This is a genomic window from Neobacillus drentensis, assembly GCF_036965425.1.
Classification (GTDB): Bacteria; Bacillota; Bacilli; order Bacillales; family Cytobacillaceae; genus Neobacillus; species Neobacillus drentensis_F.
Map to the genome: position 1 here is coordinate 83,693 of NZ_JBALPP010000013.1, position 23,019 is coordinate 106,711.

Sequence of the window (23,019 nt, forward strand, 5' to 3'; positions counted from 1 at the left end):
GACTATACTTCGAATAATTAGTGGGAGAGAGCATTAAATGAATAAAAGAGTAGTGATTACAGGTGTTGGAGCAGTCACTCCTTTGGGGAATGATGCTCATTCAACATGGGAACAGATTAAAAGTGGTGTGTCAGGTATTGGTCCTGCCACTATATTTGATGTGGAAAAAGTAGATATCAAAATAGCGGCAGAAGTAAAAGACTTTGCACCAGAAGAGTTTATGGATAAAAAGGAAGCAAGAAGAATGGGCCGATATAGCCAATTCGCTGTTGCCGCAAGTAAAATGGCGGTAAAGGATGCAGGCATTCAAATCGGTGTCGATGTTCAACCTGAACGGGTCGGAGTTTGGATTGGATCAGGAATCGGCGGTTTAGGTGAGTTCGAGGAACAGCATCAAAAATTTATTGAAAAAGGTCAAAGAAGGGTCAACCCGTTTACGATTCCGATGTTTATCCCGGACATGGCTGCAGGACAAGTATCTATTGAACTTGGAGCAAAAGGAATTAACAATTGTTCCGTTACGGCCTGTGCGTCCGGAGCGAATTCCATCGGGGATGCATTCCGCGTTATTCAAAAAGGGGACCTGGACATGATGATTACCGGCGGTACAGAAGCAACGATTACAGCAATGACCGTCGCAGGATTTTCGAACATGACGGCTCTTTCAAAAAATCCAGACCCGAAAACTGCCAGCCGGCCATTTGATAAGAATCGTGATGGATTTGTCATTGGAGAAGGTGCTGGTATTGTCATTCTGGAAGAATTAGAACATGCACTAGCCCGTGGAGCGAGCATCTATGGTGAATTGATAGGCTATGGGGCTACAGGTGATGCCCATCATATTACAACACCCGCACCAGACGGAGCAGGAGCCCAGCGAGCAATGCAATTTGCGTTAGATGATGCGGACATTTCCCCTGAACAAGTCGATTATATCAATGCTCATGGGACATCCACTTATTATAATGATTTGTATGAAACAGTAGCGATCAAAGAAGTTTTTAAAGAACATGCTTATTCGCTCTCTGTTAGCTCCACGAAGTCGATGACAGGACATTTATTGGGAGCGACAGGTGCTCTTGAGGCTATTTTTTCTCTGTTAGCTATCAAGGAAGGGATTATTCCCCCAACCATCAACTATGAAACACCTGATGAAGAGCTGGATTTAGATTATGTTCCCAACGTGGCAAAGAAGAAGGATGTTCAAGTGGTTCTATCAAACTCATTAGGTTTTGGCGGTCATAACGCCACATTGATTTTTAGAAAGTTTACCGAATAACATTTGCCGGCACTGCGTTTTGTATCTGTTTTTGTAATTAAAAATAAAATGGCTCAGTTCACTACTGAGCCATTTTAAATATCCATTTTGGAAGGCTTGTTGAACTAACGCAGCCTTTAGTTTAAGTGCATTTCTTTACAAGTTTTACTGTTTCATACTTTGTTTTGTCTTGAAGAAATCCCCACCCTTTTGTTTTTCATCATCAGTTCCCCAATATATTTTTTTGTTCATTTGTTGTAGTCTTGGGATATGTTTTGAACAGTGAATATACGCTTCATCAACTTTTACCATAACCCAGCGTTCAGGTTTGTTTCCTTCTATTTCTTCAATATCATTTATTATCACTTCAGGAATATTAAATGAGCTTAATTGGTTATTTTCTATAATCGCTGCCTTACCATTAACATGTAACCCTATGTTATTCTCAAAAAAATCTATAAACATTAGTCCTATATGGGGATTTTCTATGATGTTACCTAAACTTGCCATAACACCATTCCCTTTATATTCGGGATATATTATTGTTTTATCATCAATAACACGTACAAAACCTGTTGAGCCAGCCCTAAAAGAGGAGTCACAGTTTCCATTAGAATCAGCCGTTGCTATGAACATCATACCTTGTTTCGAAATAAACTCTGTCATCTTATTGTTTAGGTAGTTAAGCATTTGATTTTCATAAAAAGAGGATGCTCTCTTGGTTGTTCCATATTGTTCTTGAAGTAAATGTTCTCCTCTTGACATTGTCCAACATCCTTTTTAATAATATGTCTATTATTTTAACACATAGTTTAGACGAAATTAGATATTGTAATATTTCAAAGTATTGTGCTTATTGAAGTAAACTGCCCCGTTCGCACAATAAGAAAATGAGCTGCCGGCGCAACTCATTATGATCTTGAACTCTTGCCCCCGTTAGTTTAAGTACAAGTTTTCACAATTTTTTGTTAAAATAAATTCATATTTAATTAGATTAACTGGACTAGAGGTGAAGTAAATTGTATTGGACTCCATTATTTGAAAACGATGTACCAGTAGCACACTTCTGCTCATAATGGAGTAAGGGTGGCTACATCTCTCCGTTAGGGGCATTTCGACCTAATTAAACTACGGAGGGAATATAAAATGAAAAACACCTTATTAGGTTCTTTATTTTTGATTTTGGCTTCAAGTATTTGGGGCGGTATGTATGTAGTTGTCAAAGTTGTAGTAGCGGTCATAGCTCCACTGGAACTTGTGTGGTTAAGATATTTGGTTGCTATTGTGGCACTCCTTATTGTCGGCTTCGTCACACGGCAAAATTGGCGTATAGAGAAACGATATTTCTTAATAATTATAACCATTGGAATTATTGGAAACGCCATCTCAATTGTCGCTCAGGAAACGGGAACAATGCTATCATCTGCACAAATGGGAGCGATTATAACTTCGTCTACCCCAGCGTTTATGGTTATATTTGCTCGTTTACTACTTCAAGAACGGTTGACCTTAAAGAAAATTCTGTCTGTTTGTTTAGCAACAATTGGGGTTTTTCTTATCCTTGGAGTCGGTCATTTGGATGTATCCAGTAAACTTGGAGGCATCTGGCTGCTGATTGCTGCTTTAACGTGGGCACTTATGTCTGTACTTGTTAAGCGTCTTCCAAGTGACTATTCACAAATTGTGGTAACGACCTATTCCATCCTGGTAGCCCTAATTGTGTTGACACCTTTTGTTTTGCCACGGTTACACGAGATTAATATTTCTCAAATGAGTCACCCAACGATTTGGGGGGGACTTTTGTATTTAGGTATTGTCTCAACTGCAGGTGGATTTCTACTTTGGAACCGTGGATTACAAATACTTAATGCCTCAAGCGGGGGAATATTTTTCTTCTTTCAACCCGTGGTAGGAACATTGCTCGGGTGGCTTATTCTAGGAGAGACCATAGGAGTAATGTTTTGGATAGGATCTATCCTAATTCTCATAGGTGTTTTATTCGTTATTAAACAGCAAGATTAATATTCACCCCCTTCAATTAAAGCTGAAGGGGGTTTTGATTTTGGAAGGGGAATAATTGCTTCTTAAGTTAATCGGCTTCGCTAGCGTAAGTACATTTTTCACAAACCTTTTTTATATCGACTTTTTCCGCCTATAAAAAAACTAATTAAACGTTTGATTAAATTGCAACGGAACTTATAAATAAAGGCTTTCAACATTATATTGAAACAAAACTTTGTCGACATAGAAATGATTCTCTTCTATTAAAATAAAAAATAAGTCGATAAAAGGATATCCTTCGGTAATTGATCACCATTCGACAAGTACCGCCATCATTCTTTACTAATCAAACGTTTAATTAGAAACTGAATAAATCCTTTTATCAAAAGCATTTTTCCCGGGAAATGGAGAAAAGAATGTCGAAATCCGTATCAACAAAATCTCCCGGTTTTCTTTTGTCCTAATCAGTTACATACAATTACCTCTCGAATAAATGTCCCTTTTTTCGCAACAGCCCGATCGATTATCGTAAAGCCTGCTTTTAATAGGATTTCATCGATCGGTTCGACGGTAACCACGACTACTTTGTTTGAAAACCTCCGTGCACTTTGGAGCATTTCGAGCTGTTCTTCTGGGTTTATCACGGAACACAAATTATAAGGCAGATCAATAATAGCTACATCGTAATGATCGGTGATATCACGTATATCGGCTCGATTGATTTCTGCACTAAGTCCAAAGTGTGCCAAGTTTTCTCGGGCTCCAGGGAGAATCAGTGGATTTCGATCGCTACCGACAATATCAATTCCCATTGAGAGTGCTTCTACAAGGACGGTCCCAATTCCGCAGCAAGGATCGATGGCCTTAATTCCGATTGGATTGGGGATGGCGATATTTACGACCGCTCTGGCAACACGTGTACTTAGGGCAGTAGAATAATCATTTGGTTTCTGTTGATGTCGAAACCAAATGGACTCACTTTTCACATACTCTCCGAATATCCATCTTCCGTTTACATTCATAATGCCAAGCAATTGATCGGGATTACGGAGATCTGCTTTCCCATTTATGTGTAATCCAATCTCTCGCTCAATTGCACGTCGGTTTTCGAAGCTTTCTTGTTCATTTTTGTCTAGACCATTGTTTTTTACATAAAGAACTTTAAACGTTGTTCCGCTTAGTTTAAAAGATTCAACCTGCTTTAATAGGTCCTCAAGGTTTTCCGCTTCATACATCGCCGTAATTCTTTCTTTAATAAAAGGGCTGCGACTTGGATCAATTTTTATGGAGCTTTCTAAGACGTTAGAGTTTGAATCCTGACCGAAAAAGGAGCGCATTTCTAAAGCACATAGAGAGCGCTCATCCTCATAGTGCGCGTAAGTATATATATAGGTCGTGCCTTTTTGTGGAGTGATATCCAATACGTTATCATCCTTTAATCTATTTATTTTATCTTCAGCTCAAATGTTAACTGAAAAACACTTTTTCATTATATCAAGAAAATAAGTTGTTACGTTAATGGTGTTTCCGGTGATTTCTGATCATCTTAATGCCCGTCCGGCTGTAAAAGTGGAGGGGAAGGGAATTTAGAGAGGATTCTAATGCCCATCCGGCTATTAAAAGGGAGAAGAAGGGAATTAAGAGAGGATTCTAATGCCCGTCCCGTCTCAAAAGTGAAGGAGAGGGGAAATAGGAGAAGTTTCTAATGCCCGTCCCGTCTAAAAAGTGGAGGAGAAGGGAGTTAGGAGAGTGTTCAAATGCCCGCCCTACTGAAAAAACGATAGTGACGGGCATTTAAAAAAAGTTTTCTTGTTCCTAACCATCTTATTTAAAAGCACTCATGACTCTATAATAATCCATAATCCTTTAAGGTCTCAATAAGCATATCTTTAGGTCGAAAACCCGTTATTCTCCCCACAAGCTCGCCATCTTGAAACAGCAATAAAGTAGGCAATCCCAGTACTTGATACTCGCTGATAAACTCGGGATTTTCATCCGCATTCACTTTGACAATTTTCAACTCAAAATCTAGATCGATTTCCTCCAAAACAGCTCCAATTAACCTGCAAGGCGGACACCATGGAGCCCAGCAATCAACAAGCACCGACTTGCTTGATTGAATTTCCTTCAAAATGTCCTGTCCCTCAGCCTGTAAAATACTCATGAAGCTCAACACCTTTCTTATCGTTTGATTGTAGTATATGACGGGTTATGGTATAAGTAAAATTAATACTTTGAATATTAAGCATTAGTAAAAACTAATGCATATAAAAGAGGTGTCACATGACCTTATTTCAATTAGAGGTTTTCTTAAAGGTAGTGGAAACGAAAAGCTTTACCAAAGCTGGCGAGCAAATCGGGCTTTCACAATCGGCTGTTAGTCAAGCGGTAGCTGCGTTGGAATCTGAGCTAAATATTAAATTATTGAACCGACACAGGAACGGAGTCAGCTTAACAAAAGTAGGCGAACGTATCACCAGCCTGATCAGGGATTTAATCACGATTAAAACAAAGATTATCAATGAAGCAACCGGAATTACAGAACTTGAAACAGGGACGATTAGAATCGGGAGTATTTCAGGCATGTCCGCTAAACTATTGCCAGGGATGATTAGCTCTTTTAAAAAACGGTTTCCCGGTGTAGAAGTTGTTTTATATGAAGGGAGTTATGAAGAAGTAAAAAATTGGCTTAAATTATCAGCCGTAGATGTTGGCGTGGTCACGGAAGAGAAGAGTGAATTCGAATTTATTCCTTTGCTGCAGGATAAGATGGTCGTTTTTGTACCAGAAAACCACCCGTTGAGTCACCAATCCTATATCGAGGTAAAGGATATCGCTAGTGAACCCTTTATCATGCCAAAAGAATGCAGCCATATCATTCGAGACATTTTTAAAGAACAAGGGCTATCTCCTAATACTCATTTCGAAGTAAGTGACATTGCAACAATCATGGCTATGGTTCAAGAAGGGGTTGGAAATACGATTCTTCCGGAGCTGGCCATTCCTTCAACCTTATCCAAAGTCACTGCTTCCTATTTAAATCCGCAAGTGTACCAAAATTTAGGGATTGAGGTACGTTCAACAGAATATACGAACCCAGCCATAAATGCGTTTATTCATGAAGCACAAGAATTCACCAAGAATTTGTCATTAAAATTGTTTAATAGCTATCATTCTGTAATTTTTAAAAAAGGTAAATAACGGTTATGAATTGCGAATATAAAATGCCCCAAAATTAACTTTTTGGGGCATTTTTGTGCTTGCATTTGTTTCTTTCGAGAAATAATAAATTAGAAAAGATCCTAAAAAAATTTCAATATAATCTCTAAACATTATAACGTTATATTGACCTAAGTAAAAATACGTGGTAACCTAATCGTGTAAGAAAAAAAGAGGTAGATGAAACCGAATACAAGTACCCATTTTATTAGGTTTACCGAAAAGGATGAGGGAAATGCAAGAATGTTACGTATTACAAAATATAAAACTAGTTGATGGCAATTCTGTTGACATCATCGTAGAAAATAAAAAAATCCAAAATATTGTTCCAGCGGGAACTGGAAGTAGCGGGAATGTCATTGACTTTAAGCATAAAGTAATAGTTTCCAGCGGCTGGATTGATATGCATGTCCATGCCTTCCCAGAATTTGATCCGTATGGTGATGATGTTGATGAGATTGGCTATAAAACAGGAGTAACAACAATTGTCGATGCCGGAAGTACAGGCGCTGATCAGTTGCCTGACTTAATTAACAGCTGTAAAAAGTCGAAGACGAATGTTTTTGCCTTTTTAAATATTTCACGAATTGGCCTAAAGCGAATTGATGAACTATCAAACCTTACATGGCTTGATGAAGTGGCGCTAAAAAAGGCGATAGCAGAACACCAAGAATTTATTGTTGGACTAAAAGCGAGGATTAGTAAAAGTGTCGTCGGTCCAAATGGAGTGAAACCATTAAAAGTGGCCAGGAAGTTTTCAAAGGATACTGGGCTGCCGCTGATGGTTCATATTGGTTCCGGACCGCCGGATATTAATGAAGTCCTCGATTTGCTTGAAAAAAAGGACATTATCACCCATTTCTTAAATGGGAAGGCGAACAATTTATTTGATAAAGCGGGAAAACCTCTTCCGAAATTGCTGGATGCAATTAAACGGGGAGTACATTTAGATGTTGGCCATGGGAATGCCAGCTTCTCTTTCCAAACGGCAGAGCAGGCGAAAGCGCATAATATTCACTTCGATACCATCAGCACGGATATCTATCGCAAAAATCGCTTGCACGGTCCTGTGTATAATATGGCCAGTGTACTTACTAAATTTTTGTATCTCGGCTATCCCTTAAAAGAGGTCATTGATGCCGTTACGGTTAAGGCAGCAGAGTGGTTAAACAAGCCTGAACTTGGAAGTATTTCTCCGGGAGGTCTAGCAAACCTCACACTGTTTTCAATAGAGGATTCCGATACAAAGCTAATGGATTCTGAAGGAGAAGAACGAACGGCGGAACAGAAAATTGTCGTAAAAGGAGTGGTCATCAATGGAGAATACATTGAATGCTAAATATCGCTTAAAGAGGGTTATCAATGCAAGCGGCCGGATGAGTATTTTAGGTGTTTCGGCTCCAACAGATACCGTTATGGAAGCCATGAAAATAGGCGGGCAGAATTATGTTGAAATCGCTGATTTAGTCGATAAAGCAGGACAGCATATCGCTGGGCTCCTTCATTCGGAGGCAGCCGTTGTCGTGAACTCGGCATCAAGTGGAATCGCTCTTTCAGTTGCGGCAATCGTGACAGAAGGAAATCGAAGAAGAAGTGAAAGGCTTCACCAAGAAGCAATTCGAAAAAATGAGATCATCATGCTGAAGGGTCATAACGTTCAATACGGAGCTCCAGTGGAAACGATGGTTTTCCTCGGCGGCGGAAAATTAGTGGAAGTCGGTTATGCCAATGAGGGCAAAGCGGAGCACATTGCTGATGCCATTACAGAAAATACGGCAGCAATTCTTTATGTCAAATCCCACCACACTGTTCAAAAAAATATGATCTCGGTGGAAGAAGCATGGGAAGTGGCGCAAGCGAACAATGTCCCATTGATTGTCGATGCAGCTGCAGAGGAAGATGTAAAGAAATATGTTCAAGTTTCTGATTTAGCGATTTACAGTGGCTCGAAAGCCATTGAAGGTCCGACGTCTGGAATCGTGGCCGGAAAACAAAAATATATCGATTGGGTAAAGGTCCAACTCCACTGCATCGGACGAAGCATGAAGGTCGGCAAAGAAACAACCTTTGGCTTATTGCAGGCATTGGATGAGTATTTTGTCAAAACCGACAATAGCGAAAAGGAAAAAGCCAGCCTGGAAGTTCTCAAATCACTAGATTCCATTGATGGTGTAAGAGTAACGATTGTTCAGGACGAAGCTGGCCGTGCCATTTTCAGAGCTCGCATTCAAATCGATCCGGCTGTGACGAAAACTACGGCGAAGGAAGTAAATGACAAACTAAGAAATGGTGAAATTGCGATTTATACCCGTGATTACGGAATTCGCCAAGGCTTTTTCGATCTTGATCCACGACCATTACAGGGTGACGACATTTACGTAATTGAAGCGCAATTAAGAGCAATTTTAGGAGGAAGCGAACAATGACAAACATAGAAAAACGTTTTTATCAGAACCGTGTCGCCTTAAATGTTCTAGCGAATAGCATTGAAAATGCTGTTGAAGTTTTTGAAGCGGCGGAAGGGCATGTACTAGTTGGCGTGCTTTCCAAGGATTACCCTACAGTAGAGGCTGCCGTTACAGCAATGAAGGAATACGGTACAGCGATTGATGAAGCCGTATCAATTGGCCTTGGCGCTGGGGATAATAAACAAGCGGCAGTCGTAGCGGAAATCGCCAAATACTATCCGGGAAGTCATATCAATCAGGTGTTTCCTGCAGTTGGTGCAACTCGTGCTAATTTAGGAGAGAAAGATAGCTGGATTAACTCTTTAGTATCTCCAACAGGAAAAGTAGGGTATGTAAATATTTCTACCGGTCCTGTAAGTGCGGCAGCAAGTGAAACGGCGATTGTTCCCATCAAAGCGGCAATTGCGTTAGTCCGGGATATGGGTGGACAGGCCTTGAAATACTTCCCAATGAAAGGCTTAAAGCATGAGGAAGAGTTCCGTGCCGTTGCGAAGGCCTGTGGTGAAGAAGGGTTTGCGTTAGAGCCGACTGGCGGAATTGATTTAGATAATTTTGAGACCATTTTAGATATTGCCTTGGAAGCAAAAGTGCCTAAAATTATCCCTCACGTTTATTCTTCTATTATCAATAAAGAAACTGGAAAAACAAATCCGGAAGATGTGAGGACCTTATTAGCGATTACCAAAAAATTGGTTGAAAAGCATGCCTAAACAAATTGTTGCTTTCGGGGAAGTCATGATGCGTTTGCAGGTGCCAGGATACGAATTACTGACCCAGGCTAACACATTACAATACTCTTTTTCAGGCACGGGAGTAAACGTTGCTTCTGCGATGACCAAGCTAGGCTATGATGGTTATCTTGTAACCAAATTGCCAGAAAACCCATTAGGTGAGGCAGCCATTTCCTTCTTACAGCGATTGGGAATCAATTGGAGATTCATCTCCAGAGGTGGAAAATATCTGGGTTTGTATTTTTTAGAAAATGGTTTTGGACAGCGGGCGAGCAGGGTTACTTATACGAATCGCCTAGAAAGCAGCTTTAATACCGCTCACATTTCGGATTACGATCTCGATTTAATTGCAGAACAGGCAGATATCATTCACTTTTGCGGTATTACGCTTGCCATGACCGATGGTGTCCGTGATAGTATGAAAGTGCTGGCTAAAAAGGTAAAAGAAAAAGGCGGATTGGTTTGTTTCGACTGTAATTACCGCCCTTCCTTATGGGAGGGGGGTTACGGTGAAGCGAAACCCCATTATGAGGACATGCTTGCTTTGGCTGATATCGTTATGATGAACGAGAAAGATGCGATGTATATTTTAGGAATGGAGACAGCGGAAACCTCTAGGGAGGAACAGGTGCAGGACCTCATTCCTAAGGTGGCAAATCGATTTGATATTCAAACAATTGCGGGAACACACAGAGGGATTAATCCTGATAATACCCATTCTTTACGGGGATATTTGTATAAAGATGGGCAGTTACACTTCTCAGAAAAGATTTCTTTTTCCGTATATGATCGAATTGGAGCCGGAGATGCGTATACAAGCGGGATTCTACATGGCGAGCTGGCTGGATTTTCACCAGAGAAAACAGTCCAATTTGCAGCAGCAGCAGGAATGCTTGCCTGCACCATCGCTGGCGATACCCCGATGTCGACGGAGGCAGAGATCCTGTCCGCCATGGCCGGAACCATTGATGATATAAAGAGATGAAGGAGCGAATAGGGAATGAATGTGAATCGAAAAAAAGGACCTATGTACTTACAAATAAAAGAAATATTGAAGGATCGTATTTTGCATGGTGTTTATGCGATTCACACGAACATTCCCTCTGAGCCCCAATTAGAAGAAGAATTTAATGTAAGCAAAATTACGATACGCAATGCCATTAAAGAATTAGTTCAAGAGGGATATCTGGAGAAGAAGAGCGGTAAAGGAACAAAGGTCATCGCCAATGTTTCGACTGCGAAGCTTTCAAAAGGGAAGCGATTTACAGAATTATTAGTTGAAGAAGGCCACCACATCACCAAAAAGGTGTTAACCATTAAGAGGCTAGAATTGTCAACGGAATCCGAACTTTATTCTTTATTTGGGGAACATTGTATTCAAATTGAACGACTCTACTTATTGGACAACGAGCCCTATATTCATTTCACTCATTACATCCTATTGGACTTGACTGAGGAAGAAGTAGAAGATGTCCGTATCGGATCGTTGTACCGCTTTTTAGAGGAGCAAAATATTCGACTGGAATCATTCCGGGATGAGTTTGCGGTTTCGATTGCACCAAGTCATGTTAGTGAAAGATTACATTTGGAAAAAGATACAACAGTTTTAAAAAGGATTCGTCGTTCCAGTGATGATGAAGGAAATGTATTGGAATATAGCGAGGGTTACTATAATACAGGTAAGCAAAATTATATTGTTACTTATAATGATTCTATTCAGTGACCAGCTTTTTTGTAAATAATGTAAGCGATTACCTAGGGAGTGTGAAAAAGATGAGTTTATATTTAATAGGTATTACGTTAGTAGCCATTGTGATCGTTATTTTAGGAGTATCATGGTGGAAATGGCATGCATTCATCAGTTTAACAGTTGCTGGTTTATTCCTAGCGGTTTTTTCGGGCGTGCCAATGGACAAAATTGTCACAGCCTATGAAACGGGAGTAGGCGCAGTCCTTGGACATTTAATTGGAATTTTAGCACTGGGAACGATTTTAGGTAAAATGATGTCCGACTCAGGGGCGGGCATGCAAGTAGCTGATTTCTTCATCAAAAAATTCGGTGTAAAATACCTGCCATGGGCGATGCTTCTTTCTGGTTTTATTATTGGAATTCCTGTCTTTTTTGAGGTTGGTCTAGTAATCTTGCTGCCTTTAGTTATTTCGATTCGTAAATCTACGAAACAAAACATTTTGTTAATTGGTATCCCGGTGCTTGCCGGATTGTCGATTGTTCATGGATTAGTTCCTCCGCATCCAGGTGCGATGACGGCGATTGGCATTTATAATGCAAATCTAGGACATGTACTGCTCTATTCATTAATTATTGCTTTTCCGACGGCCGTTATTGCCGGACCTTTATTTGCAAAATTTATTCATAAACGAGTTACTCCTGAGGGAGAACCGGAGTTAATCCGTGTGGCGACTAAGTCAAGTGGATTACCAAGTACAGGGATTTCGTTTTTCATTATCTTGCTGCCTGTTTTATTAATGTTGTTAACGGTTATTGCTCCCTATCTTTCACTGCCAGGTGCGATCGAAAAATTCCTGGTGTTTATTGGAAGTCCGGTTATTGCCCTTCTAATCTCATGTTTTGCAGCGTATTACTTCTTGGGCTACCGCCAGGGCATGGACAAGATGTTACTTAAAAAATTAACGGAAGAATGTTTACTGCCATTAGCATCGATTATTCTCATTATTGGCGCAGGCGGTGCCTTCAAGCAAATTTTAATTGAAAGCGGTGTCGGAAACGCGATTGCAGCAATGTCCGAGCAAATGTCTTTGTCACCGATTGTCCTTGCCTTCTTAGTTGCGGGATTAATCCGTGTCGCCACCGGTTCAGCAACTGTTGCATTAACAACAGCAGCCGGCATTGTTTCTCCAGTAGTGGCGCATATGTCAGGTGTTAACCTGGAATTATTAGTTATTGCGACCGGTGCAGGTTCATTAATGCTTTCCCATGTAAATGATGCCGGCTTTTGGCTGGTAAAAGAATATATGGGATTGACGGTTAAAGAAACCTTCAAGACATGGACGGTCATGGAAACGCTCCTTTCTTTTGTCGCCTTTATTCTGGTTTTAATTTTAGATGTGTTTGTTTAAGCATCATACTATTGATTACTGAATTTAGGAGGCACCCAAACTTAATGTTGGGTGCCTCTTCTCATAAATATTTCTAAAATCATTGACAGAATATTAATACGGCCTCTATAATACAAAGCATGCTTACTGTAAAGCGCAACTTCTTTATATTAATTGAAAATAATTGAGCAATGAAGGGAATATAAGTAATGCTTATCTCACTGTTGTAGAGAGCTGATGGAAGGTGAAAATCAGTACAAAGATAAGGATGAATTTCGGTCCCGGAGCATTTTTTTCGAAGTAAAGGGCGACCTTTATGAAGGGAAAGACGGTCAAACATGATCGTTAACAAAGTCGAGAGGCAGACTGTGTCTGCAACTAGGGTGGTACCGCGATATAATCGTCCCTACTGATACAATCAGTAGGGACTTTTTTATTATGGAAATAAATAAAGGAGAAAACAATAATGAAATTACAAAAAAGTTTATTGCCTCGTCATATACGTTTGATGGCACTCGGAGGAGCAATCGGCACAGGTATCTTTAAAGGTACTGCTGAGACAGTCTCAATAGCGGGGCCTGCCGTTATTTTTTCTTATCTGTTTGCAGGGTTATTGCTTCTTGTTGTTATGGGGGCAATCGCGGAGATGGCCATTGCTTATCCTGGACTAAATATGAAAGGTTTTATTCATAAAGCATTTGGAACGAACGTGTCTTTTGTGATTGGATGGCTGTACTGTTTTATGTGGTTAGTTGTATGTGTCATTGAAGTAATTGCAGCAGGGAGCTTTCTGCAATATTGGTTTCCTTCCTTTTCTTTATGGTCCTTAAGCCTTATTAGTGCTCTTTTCATAGTGGCTATTAATTTAATGAATGTAAAGCGTTATGGAGAGATTGAATTTTGGTTTGCCGGTATTAAAATTACCATGATTGTTTTATTCGTAGTTTTAGGAGCTGGTATTTTATTCGGTTTTATCCCGAGTAATGAAACTGACTATGTGCAAAATTATGTACAGCACAAAGGATTCTTCCCGCATGGGTGGTCAGGAGTGTTTTCCGCACTGCTAATCGTCATTTTTTCATATGGCGGTACCGAGCTTATCGGATTGACATTAACTGAAACGAAGGAAGCAGAGAAGATATTGCCAAAAGTGATTAAAGGAGTAATATGGAGAATCGTGATATTCTATACGCTCCCAATCCTTATCATTTGCGGATTAATTCCTTGGAATGAAATCGGCAGCCAAGCAAGCCCATTTGTGCAAGTGTTATCTGCAGTCGGATTTGGTGGCTCAGCTCACATTATGAACTTCGTCCTTATTACAGCTGTTTTGTCTGCTGCAAACTCCGGGATTTATGGCTGTACACGAATGCTGTATTCATTAGCTGCAGAAGGGGAAGCACCGAAACAGTTTTCATTTGTTTCTAAAAACGGTGTTCCATTATATAGTGTTATCTTTAGCGCTATTATTCTTATTGGAGGGACATTTGTTGCATACTTTTCACCTGACCGTGTTTTTGGGTACTTAATGGCCATTCCAGGGTTTACGGTATCCTTAGTGTGGATCAGCATTTGTTTAGCACAACTGAAGCTTCGGAAAACTTATACAAAGCTGCCGCATTTTAAAGTCTGGGGCTTTCCATATGTAACCTCCTTTACTGCATTAGCGTTAAGTATAAGTTGTGTGGCATTTGCTTTCAGTGAGCAGAATCGAGTGAGTATTTTTGTTTGTATAGGTATTTTATTTATCTTAATTCTATGTTCGGTTTTTAGAGGCAAAAAGCTAAATAGTTGAAGATAGGCAAAAAGTAAGAGCGGCTGATGATTAATTCCCCAGCCGCTTATTTTCTGTCTATTCTATTCCTTCTAATATACCTTTTACTAATTGAACAAATGTTGTTCTAACTTTTCCTGCGACTTCAATGACTTCATCATGACTTAGTGGCTGATCTAATATTCCGCATGCCATATTGGTTAAACATGAAATTCCAAGTACCTTCATATTTCCATGGGTTGCAACAATCGCTTCTGGAACGGTAGACATACCTACCGCATCGGCACCTAATGTCCGAATCATGCGGATTTCCGCCGGCGTTTCGTAGGCCGGTCCACTCCACCATGCGTATACACCTTGTTGAAGGGTTATGTTTTGTTCTTTGGCAACTTGAACAGCAATATTGCGTAAACCAAGATTATATACTTGAGAAACATCAGGGAATCGTGTGCCCAGCTCATTATTATTAGGACCAATTAATGGATTGGTTCCAACTAAATTAATATGATCCGTAATTAGCATTAAATCCCCAGGGTTAAAGCTTGTATTAACAGCGCCGCAAGCATTGGTAATGACTAGATTCTCAACTCCAAGCGCTTTTAAGACACGGACAGGGAAAGTAACTTCATCTAATGTAAAGCCTTCATAGTAGTGGAAACGGCCTTTCATAGCGGCTACGGTCTTTCCTTTTAATTCCCCAATGACCAATTCATTTGCATGTCCAACAGCTTCAGACTTAGCAAAGTGTGGAATCTCACTATAGGGAATCTTGACAGGATTTTCAATTTCATCAGCAAGAGTTCCTAATCCTGACCCTAAAATCATTCCAATTGTAGGACGGAAGTCCGTTTTACTCATAATAAAATCTCTTGCCTCAAAAATATCTTGTAATTTGTGCATGAAAAATTCCTCCCTTGAATGAATAGAACGTATGTGTTAAAAGACATGCTGTTAAACTTTGCGCCATTACTTCAATAAAAGTGTAAATGATTCTTTTGCTTATGTAAATAGACTAAAAATCATTTTGATAAAAAGTATCGAATTAAAGATAGTATTTTTTCAATGATTAGTATAATAATAATAAACTTTTATAAAAAATGATAAAAAGATAAATAACAATACCTTCTTCTTTAGTGATAAATCGAGTAAACTAAAAAGAGTTGGCAAATCGTATAATGGTATGTTGGAGGAAAAGTATGCTGAATCAATTTGTGGGTTTATCCTCGCAAAAGGAGAAGAGTTTAAAGCATTTATATAGCTTAGTGCGCAAGTTAGGACCAGTAAGGATAAAAACCTTAACAGAACTGACTGGTTATAAACATGCGACATGTGTTCGTTTGCTGGATGATCTTGTTAAGGCGGGACTGGTAAAAGATAATGGATTAGGGAAATCAAGTGGCGGACGGAAGCCGCTGATGTATGTAATCGATCCTGATGCTTTCTATTTAATTGGAGTGGAGATCACTAATTTATACACGACAGTGCTCCTTCTTAATTTAGATTTACGTATCGTAAGTGGAGAAAAATTAAAAATGGATACACATTGTACAGGGGAGTACACATTAGATTTTGTGTCCCGAACTGTCGAAGAGCTGCTGGATCAACATAACATTCCGAAGGGGAAATTGCTCGGAATTGGTGTAGGCGTACTTGACCCCATAGATCAGGAACAAGGAGTTATCTTAAATCCACACTTATTTCCAGCTGGCGGCTGGGATCAACTGAATATTATCGACTATTTACACAAAAAAAATCAAACGCTTGTATTGTTGGAAAATGGCACTAATTTAGCGGCATTAGCGGAATATCGTACTCATTATTGGAAAGAAACAGATAATCTAGTTTTTGTCTCAAGTGATATGGGCATTCGCTGCAGTATGATCCTCCATAGCAGATTGGTTACTAATCAAAAGGAAATGGCGGATGCATTTGGACACATGATTGTGGATCTTCATGGACAACGATGTTCCTGCGGATCCTATGGCTGTTTGCAGGCATACAGCAGTCTGCCGGCTATTCGCAATGAAGTGATCCAGAGGTTGAAACGTGGTCAAAATTCTTTTCTTAAAGAAAAATTCATTGATGTGGAAGATATTAATTTTTTTCATATTTTGGAAGCACTCGAGCAAGAAGACTCGCTATGTCTGGAGGTAGTGAAGGAGGCGGCTTACTATTTTGGTATCGGCCTTTCTAATCTAATTTATCTGCTGCGTCCTGATATAGTCATATGCGGAGGAACCCTGGTACCTAAACCGCTCTTTTTCGAGGTTGCCTCTGACATTGCACAAAAGCGGATGATGCATTATCCAAATAGCCCTGTCCAGATTATTAAATCAACCACAGCCTACAATATTGTCGCTCAGGGTGCGGGATGTATGGTTTTAGATCATTTCACTGAAGAATTTCTTCCATAAAAATGCAAAGTGTCAAAATCTTACAGAATATAGATGGTGCCAGGCACCTGTCCACTACTATAACGGAAATAGTTTAATATCTTTAGAAATGAGTGTGTATTAACGATGGCTATTTTAAAAAATGACTGGGCCTCTTTACTTGAGGGGGAATTCGAGAAGCCGTATTATCAACATTTTCATAAAATATTAAAGGAAGAATATCAAACTAGAGACATTTATCCGGATCAATATGATATTTTTAATGCGCTGCATTTAACTCCGTATAATGATGTAAAAGTAGTCATTATTGGACAAGACCCCTATCATGGTCCTGGGCAGGCCCATGGATTAAGTTTTTCTGTCAAGCCAGGGGTGACTGTTCCTCCATCACTGCAAAATATTTATAAGGAACTTCAGGATGATATTGGATGCTATATTCCTAACAATGGTTACTTGGTGAAGTGGGCTGAGCAAGGGGTATTGATGCTCAATGCGGTCTTAACGGTCAGGGCGGGAACCCCAAACTCCCATAAGGGCCTTGGCTGGGAGATGTTCACTGACAAAGTCATTGAAACATTAAATCAAAGGGAGAAACCAGTTGTATTTATCCTTTGGGGGAAATTTGCCCAACAAAAACAACAGCTGATTACCTCCTCACGGCATTTCATCATTAAGTCGCCTCACCCAAGTCCACTTTCTGCCAAAAGGGGCTTTTTTGGAAGCGGACCATTTTCCCGAACGAATGAAATTTTGCGGGAAATCGGGTTAAAGGAGATCGATTGGCAAATACCTGATTTATAGATTGGTAAATCCATATGGGCACTTCTAATAACCTTAAGATGGCCTTATACAGGTGATTTAAATGCACTTTTCGTACCGGAATCCATTGTTTCCTTTACATCTAATTCTACAGGAATCTTTCGATTTTTATTGGCTTGTTAAGGACAAATCTCTCTTCAGGAGCCTGCAAAATGTCCTTAATAGCCCTTCTTGAGGACAAAATCAGCTTCAGGAGCAAGCGAAATGTCCCTAATAGCTCTTCTTAAGGACAAAACTTGCTTCAGGAACAAGCAAAATGTCCTTTATTTTCCTTAAACAAAAAGACGACTTTCATTTAATCCTGTTGATTGGTGAAAGTCGTCTTTTTTTAGTTTTTTAGTGTACTGAAATTCAAAATTAGTAAGAATCGATGTTTCCCTATTTTAAAAAAGTAGCGTCAACATATTGATAGTTTTTCATTTCTCCGCCTACAATCACTAAAGATTGAGTCAATGTAGCCCCATTTTCTTTTTTCTTTACACCCTTCAACAGTGGTCCGCTCGTGATGCCTGTTGCAACAAAGAAACAATCATCTGTTTTTACAATATCACCGATTGTTAATGGGGCTTCAGGGTTTGGAATTCCCATCTGTAAACAACGGTTAAATTCTGCTTGATTATCAGGAACCAATTTTGCCTGGAAGTCTCCCCCGAGACATTTTAAGGCAGCTGCTGCGATGACCCCTTCTGGTGCACCGCCAGTTCCTACTAATATATCACCGTCAATTTCCTCGAAAGCAGTGGCTAATGCCCAAGTGATATCCACATCAGAAAATAGCTTTACTGTTGCTCCAGCCTTAATGACTTCATCTATTAAATCTTGATGACGCTCTCGGTCCTGGATGATTATTGTTAAGTCCTGTACATCTTTTCCCAGCGCTTTAGCCACGGCCTTCATGTTTTCCGTTAAGGATATTTCTATGTTGATGCAGTCCTTCGCTTTTGGCCCGACAGCGATTTTCTTCATCTATGATTCTAGATGAAATGGGAGGGTGAAACGATGTTCGCTGATCAACGGAGAAATATTTAGAGACGGACTTTCCGATTTTAGTTTGTATGAAGTAGAATTAAAGAAGGTCATGGTTTCGGTTGCCAACAAAGTCATTGCCTTGCTTGATCACAGTAAGGTGAATAAAAGCTCAATCGCAACGTTTGCTCGTCCAAACGAAATCGACTTATTTATTACTGATGAAGATGTCTCTAATGAAATAAAGGATTATTTCATCACCAACAATATTCAAGTGGAAATTGCAGAATAGGATTTCTTTGCATTTCCAATCTTATTTTTGAAAGCGTAACCAAGGTAATTTGAAGTAGAATATAAAAGAGCTAAGCGGGTATTAAATACTGCTTAGCTCTTTTAATATCTTTTTCTTGTTGGATTTAGCTATATAGGGCCACACCAACTAATCCTGAAAGGATAATGACATAAACAGGATGCCAGCGGTATTTAATTAATACAAATAAGGATAGTCCAAAAATGACCAGTAGACTTACCATGCGAAATGAGATATTAAAAGTAAGCAAGTGATTTGATAACGCAAAACTTATAGAGGCATAAATGATTAAACTAGTAACAATAGGCTTTAATCCGTAGAACATGGATTGAACATATTGGTTATCATGCATCCTTTTAAAAAATGAAGCGATTAGAATAACCAATATTATAGAGGGAATTAAAATAGCAATAGCCGATATGATGGCACCAGCTATTCCGGATGTTGAATACCCAACTAAAATGGCGCTATTGGTTGCAATTGGACCAGGTGACATCCCTGAAATGGCAATTAAATTGGTAAATTGTTCTGCCGGAATCCATCCGAAGCGGGTGACTTCCGAGCTTATAATCGGAATCATTGCATATCCCCCGCCGAAAGAAACCAAACCTATCATAAAAAATGTTTTAAACAACTGCCACAAAACCATTTAGATTCCTCCCATTTAAATTCCATCCCCGATAAAATAATCATGGCTAGTATAGGATGTAACTTTGTCCTTGGATTTTCTTGGCGTTATTTTGTAGCCAAGTTTTCTTTTAATAAAAATGGAAACCGTTCCAGTTACAGCACCAAGGATAATGGCTAAGACCGGATGAATGAAGAATAATGCTGGCACGCCAATGAGCATAATAAAAAACGTCGTTTTATCCACGATGGATGTTTTGATTGTTTTAATAGCTGCATAAACAATGATGGCTAAAATAGTAGCTCTGATTGAAACAAATGCAGCTTCGATTTTCGGATTATCATGAATGAATAGATAAGAAATTCCGAGAGTTAACACAATTAAAAAGGTTGGCAGCGAAACCCCGATCATTGCTGCGATTGCCCCTTTGACTCCGCCTACTTTGTGTCCGATAAAGGAGGCCGAATTGATGGCGACTGCTCCCGGAACAGATTGTGCTAAGGCAAACAAATCCGTAACGTCTTCACTTTCTATCCATTTTTTCTTTTCAACTATCTCCCGTTCTATTAGTGGAATCATTGCAAAACCACCGCCAAAGGTAGCGGGGCCAATTTTAAAAAAGGTCCAAAATAGTTGGAACAGCATTCTCCATTCTTCTTTCATATTTACCCTTCTCCCTTAGTACGATCTTTTTATATTAGAATAATATTTTTATAGAATCTATCACACATCTATTATGATATCAGATGAGTCAAGGGGAATAAATTGCAACAAAATTATAGGGTATAATAAATTGTTATACCCCAGTAAAAGTATCTGTTTTTTATACTTTCTGTGTTACCATATTTTATATTGAAATCCAAATACCAGGAGGAGATTGTTTCGTGAACATAGAAAATTTGAAAATGTTTTGTTTGGTAGTGGATGAAGGAAGCATCAGTCAAGCCGCCAGATTAAGTTATGTCACGCAGCCAGCTGTAACGAGACAAATCCACCAACTGGAAAATTATTATGGGACATTGTTATTCGACAGAACGGAAGGGAAGATGAGGGTTACAGAGGCCGGAAAGCTGCTCTATCCGTTTGCCAAATCGATCGTGAACGACTTTTATCGTTCCAGCGAAGTGATTAAACAGTCAACAGGAGAGCAAAATACCACTCTCCATGTTGGGGCTTCCTTTACTATTGGGGAATATTTACTTCCCAGTCTGCTAGGTCGGTTCAAGAAAGAAATGCCTGATATCAAAGTAACCTTGACGATTAAAAATACTCCTGGCATTTTAGAGGATTTAACCAATGATGTCATTGACCTGGCCATGGTGGAGGGAATCGTGGACAACGGTAATCTGACGGTCGAGAAATATGCGGTTGATGAGCTTATTCTCGTTTGTTCGCCCGATCATTCGTGGGATGAGCAAATTAACATAGAAGAGCTGGCAAATGAAAGAGTGATCTGGCGTGAATCGATATCTGGTACACGTCTGATCGTAGAAAATATGCTAAGGGAAAATGGAGTTTTAGATAAAATTGAAAGCTATATGGAGTTAGGGAGTACCCAAGCGATCAAAAGCGCTGTAGAGGCTGGCCTTGGGATTAGTATCTTGCCGCGTTTAACGGTTGCTAAAGAATTGGAACAAGGGACATTACGAGAAGTGATAATCATCGGAGTAAAGATTATCAGGGATTTATGGCTGGTTAAAAAACACTACCGTTTCAACAAATTGGGCGTTTCTAAATTTTTGGATTTCATCCATCATAATTAATGTGGCTGTTGCGAGATCGTGAAAGAGCTGTCTAAAGGGATGCCTTAAAAGTAAAGAGCATCCCTATTTCTTAAGTGGTTTTATATTTTTCCTGCGCTTGTTCTGATTTACTCTCCGTAATGACACGGTCAATATCAAGATAGGGTTTGCCCCGTACTGCTTCATTCGAAACAATATTCACCGTATTTTTCCGATGATCTTTCATCATCATTACCTCCAAAGGAAAATTTCAATACATGCTGATAGTTTCTCCAATTAATGTTAGTTAAAACTCATATTGAAAAAATCCCCTTTTTAAAAAGTACTTACAAATTACGCCGTTCAATAGTTTGTCAAAGGATTTCAAACAAACTGTGAACTTATCACTATTGCCATGTTTTTTATAGGAAAAAGTAATATATTGATACCATAAAGAACAAACAAAATTTTGAAGGGCGGAATCATTTATGTTTAACAAATTTTTAAGAGAAAATAAGATTTCAGCTGTTATTTTAACAGTCTTACGTTTATACCTCGGTTATTCTTGGATTACAGCAGGTTTTCATAAATTAACAGGCGGTTTTGATGCTTCGGGCTTCTTAAAAGGAGCAATCGCAAATCCAGTAAAAGGCCCAGATGGTGCAGTGGTATTTGGCTGGTATGTAGATTTCTTAAAACACTTTGCCCTGCCAAACGTTGATGTATTCAACATATTAGTACCTTGGGGCGAAACACTAATCGGCTTAGGCTTAATCTTAGGATGTTTAACAACAACAGCGATGTTCTTTGGACTATTCATGAACTTCAGCTTTTTCCTTGCAGGTACAGTATCTCATAACCCAAGAGACATCTTCTTAGGCTTCATCATCTTAACAGCTGGTTATAACGCAGGAAGAATCGGTTTAGACCGTTGGGTCGTTCCTTTTATCAGAAAAATGAGCAAAAAAGGTACTGACAATGAAAAAACGAGAGTAACTGCGTAAATATAAAAAATGAAAAAGCTTGCAGAGAAATGGATCGTTCTCTGCAAGCTTTTTTTATATTTTTAAGCGTTATTTTTAAATTCCTGAAGGCTGAATAACTTTTTGTAATCAGGCCATCTCATTTTTGGCTTCATATAATCACGGAAGGAATAACAGCTTTTTTCTTGAGGATTCTTATTAAGGGATAAAATAAAGGATTCCAGGCGAGCTTTCATCATAAAAAAATAGGGATTATTCTTATCCAGAACAGGAATATCAACGATTTTAATCTTTTGTCCTGTTGAATTTTTGTATTCGAGGCTCTTAAATAACAAAATATCATCTTCTTTTTACCATTTTTAAACTATTATAGCGCATTAGAACACTAAAGCGTCAAAATATTGTTAAAATTTTATGGACAAATTTTATAAAGGGTCTGTTAGTTGAGTCAAACAATTCATTTTTCTAAAAGCAAAAAGGGTCTAAGTGACCGAAAACCGGAAAAAAAGAGAAATAGGGTAACATAAAAAGGGTTTACGTGACTGTATCCGAGATAAATGAGGAAAAGGGTAACGTAGGAAGGGCCTACGTGACAGAAAACGGGATGATAAAAAGTTTACGGTAACGTAGAACGTGAGGTACAAGTAAATAAAAGAACGTTTCATTGCCC

General features: G+C 39.2%; 24 protein-coding genes and 1 other annotated feature. Of the genes, 15 read left to right on the forward strand and 9 right to left on the reverse strand.

Annotated features, from left to right (window positions below; all coding sequences use genetic code 11):
• Positions 1 to 37: 37 nt before the first annotated feature.
• Positions 38 to 1,279 carry a beta-ketoacyl-ACP synthase II gene (fabF, locus tag V7161_RS03595; protein WP_335442323.1) on the forward strand — a complete coding sequence of 414 codons (1,242 nt, stop codon included), beginning with the start codon at positions 38 to 40 and terminating at the stop codon, positions 1,277 to 1,279.
• Between the two features lie 144 nt (positions 1,280 to 1,423).
• Here the strand turns inward: fabF and V7161_RS03600 are convergent, their stop codons facing one another.
• Positions 1,424 to 2,023, reverse strand: coding sequence for a pyridoxamine 5'-phosphate oxidase family protein (locus V7161_RS03600; RefSeq protein ID WP_335442325.1), 600 nt, complete (start codon positions 2,021 to 2,023; stop codon positions 1,424 to 1,426).
• Positions 2,024 to 2,404: 381 nt separating this feature from the next.
• Here V7161_RS03600 and V7161_RS03605 point away from each other — a divergent pair, with 381 nt between their 5' ends.
• Positions 2,405 to 3,280, forward strand: coding sequence for a DMT family transporter (locus V7161_RS03605; protein WP_335442326.1), 876 nt, complete (start codon positions 2,405 to 2,407; stop codon positions 3,278 to 3,280).
• A 443-nt stretch (positions 3,281 to 3,723) separates the two neighbouring features.
• Here the strand turns inward: V7161_RS03605 and V7161_RS03610 are convergent, their stop codons facing one another.
• A complete protein-coding gene (locus V7161_RS03610) occupies positions 3,724 to 4,680 on the reverse strand; it encodes a TRM11 family SAM-dependent methyltransferase (RefSeq protein ID WP_335442328.1) in 957 nt (318 codons plus the stop codon).
• Between the two features lie 425 nt (positions 4,681 to 5,105).
• Entirely contained in the window at positions 5,106 to 5,423 is a 318-nt protein-coding gene (locus tag V7161_RS03615) for a thioredoxin family protein (protein ID WP_335442329.1), read from the reverse strand.
• Between the two features lie 119 nt (positions 5,424 to 5,542).
• Here V7161_RS03615 and V7161_RS03620 point away from each other — a divergent pair, with 119 nt between their 5' ends.
• The 8 genes from V7161_RS03620 to V7161_RS03655 all read left to right on the forward strand — a co-directional run bounded on the left by V7161_RS03620 (position 5,543) and on the right by V7161_RS03655 (position 14,550).
• On the forward strand, positions 5,543 to 6,460 hold the full coding sequence (locus V7161_RS03620; protein ID WP_335442330.1) for a LysR family transcriptional regulator: 918 nt from the start codon (positions 5,543 to 5,545) through the stop codon (positions 6,458 to 6,460).
• A 253-nt stretch (positions 6,461 to 6,713) separates the two neighbouring features.
• Positions 6,714 to 7,817: an amidohydrolase/deacetylase family metallohydrolase gene (locus tag V7161_RS03625; protein WP_335442331.1), complete on the forward strand. Its 1,104-nt coding sequence runs from the start codon at positions 6,714 to 6,716 to the stop codon at positions 7,815 to 7,817.
• Complete coding sequence (locus tag V7161_RS03630; RefSeq protein WP_335442333.1) at positions 7,795 to 8,904, forward strand: DgaE family pyridoxal phosphate-dependent ammonia lyase; 1,110 nt, start codon at positions 7,795 to 7,797, stop codon at positions 8,902 to 8,904. The genes V7161_RS03625 and V7161_RS03630 overlap by 23 nt, the downstream gene beginning before the upstream one ends.
• Positions 8,901 to 9,656, forward strand: coding sequence for a 2-dehydro-3-deoxy-phosphogluconate aldolase (gene dagF / locus V7161_RS03635; RefSeq protein WP_335442335.1), 756 nt, complete (start codon positions 8,901 to 8,903; stop codon positions 9,654 to 9,656). Before V7161_RS03630 ends, dagF begins: the two co-directional genes overlap by 4 nt.
• Positions 9,649 to 10,662, forward strand: a complete 1,014-nt coding sequence (locus tag V7161_RS03640; RefSeq protein WP_335442337.1) for a sugar kinase — start codon at positions 9,649 to 9,651, stop codon at positions 10,660 to 10,662. The genes dagF and V7161_RS03640 overlap by 8 nt, the downstream gene beginning before the upstream one ends.
• Positions 10,663 to 10,677: 15 nt before the next feature.
• On the forward strand, positions 10,678 to 11,400 hold the full coding sequence (locus V7161_RS03645) for a GntR family transcriptional regulator (protein ID WP_335442339.1): 723 nt from the start codon (positions 10,678 to 10,680) through the stop codon (positions 11,398 to 11,400).
• Positions 11,401 to 11,450: 50 nt separating this feature from the next.
• Positions 11,451 to 12,776 (forward strand): GntT/GntP/DsdX family permease, encoded by a 1,326-nt coding sequence (locus V7161_RS03650; RefSeq protein WP_335442341.1) that lies wholly within the window; start codon positions 11,451 to 11,453, stop codon positions 12,774 to 12,776.
• Positions 12,777 to 12,937: 161 nt separating this feature from the next.
• Positions 12,938 to 13,166 (forward strand) — a binding site (T-box leader).
• Positions 13,167 to 13,221: 55 nt separating this feature from the next.
• A complete protein-coding gene (locus tag V7161_RS03655; RefSeq protein WP_335442343.1) occupies positions 13,222 to 14,550 on the forward strand; it encodes an amino acid permease in 1,329 nt (442 codons plus the stop codon).
• Positions 14,551 to 14,607: 57 nt separating this feature from the next.
• Here the strand turns inward: V7161_RS03655 and V7161_RS03660 are convergent, their stop codons facing one another.
• A complete protein-coding gene (locus V7161_RS03660) occupies positions 14,608 to 15,429 on the reverse strand; it encodes a purine-nucleoside phosphorylase (RefSeq protein WP_335442345.1) in 822 nt (273 codons plus the stop codon).
• 296 nt (positions 15,430 to 15,725) lie between these two features.
• Here V7161_RS03660 and V7161_RS03665 point away from each other — a divergent pair, with 296 nt between their 5' ends.
• Complete coding sequence (locus V7161_RS03665) at positions 15,726 to 16,943, forward strand: ROK family transcriptional regulator (protein WP_335442347.1); 1,218 nt, start codon at positions 15,726 to 15,728, stop codon at positions 16,941 to 16,943.
• Between the two features lie 105 nt (positions 16,944 to 17,048).
• Complete coding sequence (locus tag V7161_RS03670) at positions 17,049 to 17,723, forward strand: uracil-DNA glycosylase (RefSeq protein ID WP_335442349.1); 675 nt, start codon at positions 17,049 to 17,051, stop codon at positions 17,721 to 17,723.
• A 396-nt stretch (positions 17,724 to 18,119) separates the two neighbouring features.
• On the opposite strand, the gene V7161_RS03675 is transcribed toward V7161_RS03670, so the two are convergent.
• Positions 18,120 to 18,707, reverse strand: a complete 588-nt coding sequence (locus V7161_RS03675) for a fructose-bisphosphatase class II (RefSeq protein WP_335442351.1) — start codon at positions 18,705 to 18,707, stop codon at positions 18,120 to 18,122.
• Positions 18,708 to 18,732: 25 nt separating this feature from the next.
• Between V7161_RS03675 and V7161_RS03680 the strand changes: the two genes are divergently transcribed.
• Positions 18,733 to 18,999: a hypothetical protein gene (locus tag V7161_RS03680; protein WP_335442353.1), complete on the forward strand. Its 267-nt coding sequence runs from the start codon at positions 18,733 to 18,735 to the stop codon at positions 18,997 to 18,999.
• A gap of 124 nt (positions 19,000 to 19,123) precedes the next feature.
• Here the strand turns inward: V7161_RS03680 and V7161_RS03685 are convergent, their stop codons facing one another.
• Both V7161_RS03685 and V7161_RS03690 read right to left on the reverse strand, forming a co-directional pair.
• On the reverse strand, positions 19,124 to 19,666 hold the full coding sequence (locus V7161_RS03685) for a chromate transporter (RefSeq protein ID WP_335442355.1): 543 nt from the start codon (positions 19,664 to 19,666) through the stop codon (positions 19,124 to 19,126).
• A gap of 15 nt (positions 19,667 to 19,681) precedes the next feature.
• Entirely contained in the window at positions 19,682 to 20,308 is a 627-nt protein-coding gene (locus V7161_RS03690; RefSeq protein ID WP_335442357.1) for a chromate transporter, read from the reverse strand.
• Positions 20,309 to 20,529: 221 nt separating this feature from the next.
• On the opposite strand from V7161_RS03690, the gene V7161_RS03695 reads away from it, so the two are divergent.
• Complete coding sequence (locus tag V7161_RS03695) at positions 20,530 to 21,408, forward strand: LysR family transcriptional regulator (protein WP_335442358.1); 879 nt, start codon at positions 20,530 to 20,532, stop codon at positions 21,406 to 21,408.
• Between the two features lie 70 nt (positions 21,409 to 21,478).
• Here V7161_RS03695 and V7161_RS03700 read toward each other — a convergent pair whose 3' ends face one another.
• Positions 21,479 to 21,616, reverse strand: a complete 138-nt coding sequence (locus V7161_RS03700) for a hypothetical protein (RefSeq protein WP_335442359.1) — start codon at positions 21,614 to 21,616, stop codon at positions 21,479 to 21,481.
• Positions 21,617 to 21,854: 238 nt separating this feature from the next.
• On the opposite strand from V7161_RS03700, the gene V7161_RS03705 reads away from it, so the two are divergent.
• Positions 21,855 to 22,370 (forward strand): DoxX family protein, encoded by a 516-nt coding sequence (locus V7161_RS03705; RefSeq protein WP_335442360.1) that lies wholly within the window; start codon positions 21,855 to 21,857, stop codon positions 22,368 to 22,370.
• A 62-nt stretch (positions 22,371 to 22,432) separates the two neighbouring features.
• Here the strand turns inward: V7161_RS03705 and V7161_RS03710 are convergent, their stop codons facing one another.
• On the reverse strand, positions 22,433 to 22,684 hold the full coding sequence (locus V7161_RS03710) for a DUF2535 family protein (RefSeq protein WP_335442362.1): 252 nt from the start codon (positions 22,682 to 22,684) through the stop codon (positions 22,433 to 22,435).
• Positions 22,685 to 23,019: the final 335 nt, after the last annotated feature.

Excerpts from the sequence above, each read along its gene's own strand:
- fabF (WP_335442323.1), top strand. The coding sequence starts at position 38 with ATGAATAAAAGAGTAGTGATTACAGGTGTTGGAGCAGTCACTCCTTTG.
- V7161_RS03600 (WP_335442325.1), bottom strand. The coding sequence starts at position 2,023 with ATGTCAAGAGGAGAACATTTACTTCAAGAACAATATGGAACAACCAAG.
- V7161_RS03605 (WP_335442326.1), top strand. The coding sequence starts at position 2,405 with ATGAAAAACACCTTATTAGGTTCTTTATTTTTGATTTTGGCTTCAAGT.
- V7161_RS03615 (WP_335442329.1), bottom strand. The coding sequence starts at position 5,423 with ATGAGTATTTTACAGGCTGAGGGACAGGACATTTTGAAGGAAATTCAA.
- V7161_RS03620 (WP_335442330.1), top strand. The coding sequence starts at position 5,543 with ATGACCTTATTTCAATTAGAGGTTTTCTTAAAGGTAGTGGAAACGAAA.
- V7161_RS03625 (WP_335442331.1), top strand. The coding sequence starts at position 6,714 with ATGCAAGAATGTTACGTATTACAAAATATAAAACTAGTTGATGGCAAT.
- V7161_RS03630 (WP_335442333.1), top strand. The coding sequence starts at position 7,795 with ATGGAGAATACATTGAATGCTAAATATCGCTTAAAGAGGGTTATCAAT.
- dagF (WP_335442335.1), top strand. The coding sequence starts at position 8,901 with ATGACAAACATAGAAAAACGTTTTTATCAGAACCGTGTCGCCTTAAAT.
- V7161_RS03640 (WP_335442337.1), top strand. The coding sequence starts at position 9,649 with ATGCCTAAACAAATTGTTGCTTTCGGGGAAGTCATGATGCGTTTGCAG.
- V7161_RS03645 (WP_335442339.1), top strand. The coding sequence starts at position 10,678 with ATGAATGTGAATCGAAAAAAAGGACCTATGTACTTACAAATAAAAGAA.
- V7161_RS03650 (WP_335442341.1), top strand. The coding sequence starts at position 11,451 with ATGAGTTTATATTTAATAGGTATTACGTTAGTAGCCATTGTGATCGTT.
- V7161_RS03655 (WP_335442343.1), top strand. The coding sequence starts at position 13,222 with ATGAAATTACAAAAAAGTTTATTGCCTCGTCATATACGTTTGATGGCA.
- V7161_RS03660 (WP_335442345.1), bottom strand. The coding sequence starts at position 15,429 with ATGCACAAATTACAAGATATTTTTGAGGCAAGAGATTTTATTATGAGT.
- V7161_RS03665 (WP_335442347.1), top strand. The coding sequence starts at position 15,726 with ATGCTGAATCAATTTGTGGGTTTATCCTCGCAAAAGGAGAAGAGTTTA.
- V7161_RS03670 (WP_335442349.1), top strand. The coding sequence starts at position 17,049 with ATGGCTATTTTAAAAAATGACTGGGCCTCTTTACTTGAGGGGGAATTC.
- V7161_RS03675 (WP_335442351.1), bottom strand. The coding sequence starts at position 18,707 with ATGAAGAAAATCGCTGTCGGGCCAAAAGCGAAGGACTGCATCAACATA.
- V7161_RS03685 (WP_335442355.1), bottom strand. The coding sequence starts at position 19,666 with ATGGTTTTGTGGCAGTTGTTTAAAACATTTTTTATGATAGGTTTGGTT.
- V7161_RS03690 (WP_335442357.1), bottom strand. The coding sequence starts at position 20,308 with ATGAAAGAAGAATGGAGAATGCTGTTCCAACTATTTTGGACCTTTTTT.
- V7161_RS03700 (WP_335442359.1), bottom strand. The coding sequence starts at position 21,616 with ATGATGAAAGATCATCGGAAAAATACGGTGAATATTGTTTCGAATGAA.
- V7161_RS03705 (WP_335442360.1), top strand. The coding sequence starts at position 21,855 with ATGTTTAACAAATTTTTAAGAGAAAATAAGATTTCAGCTGTTATTTTA.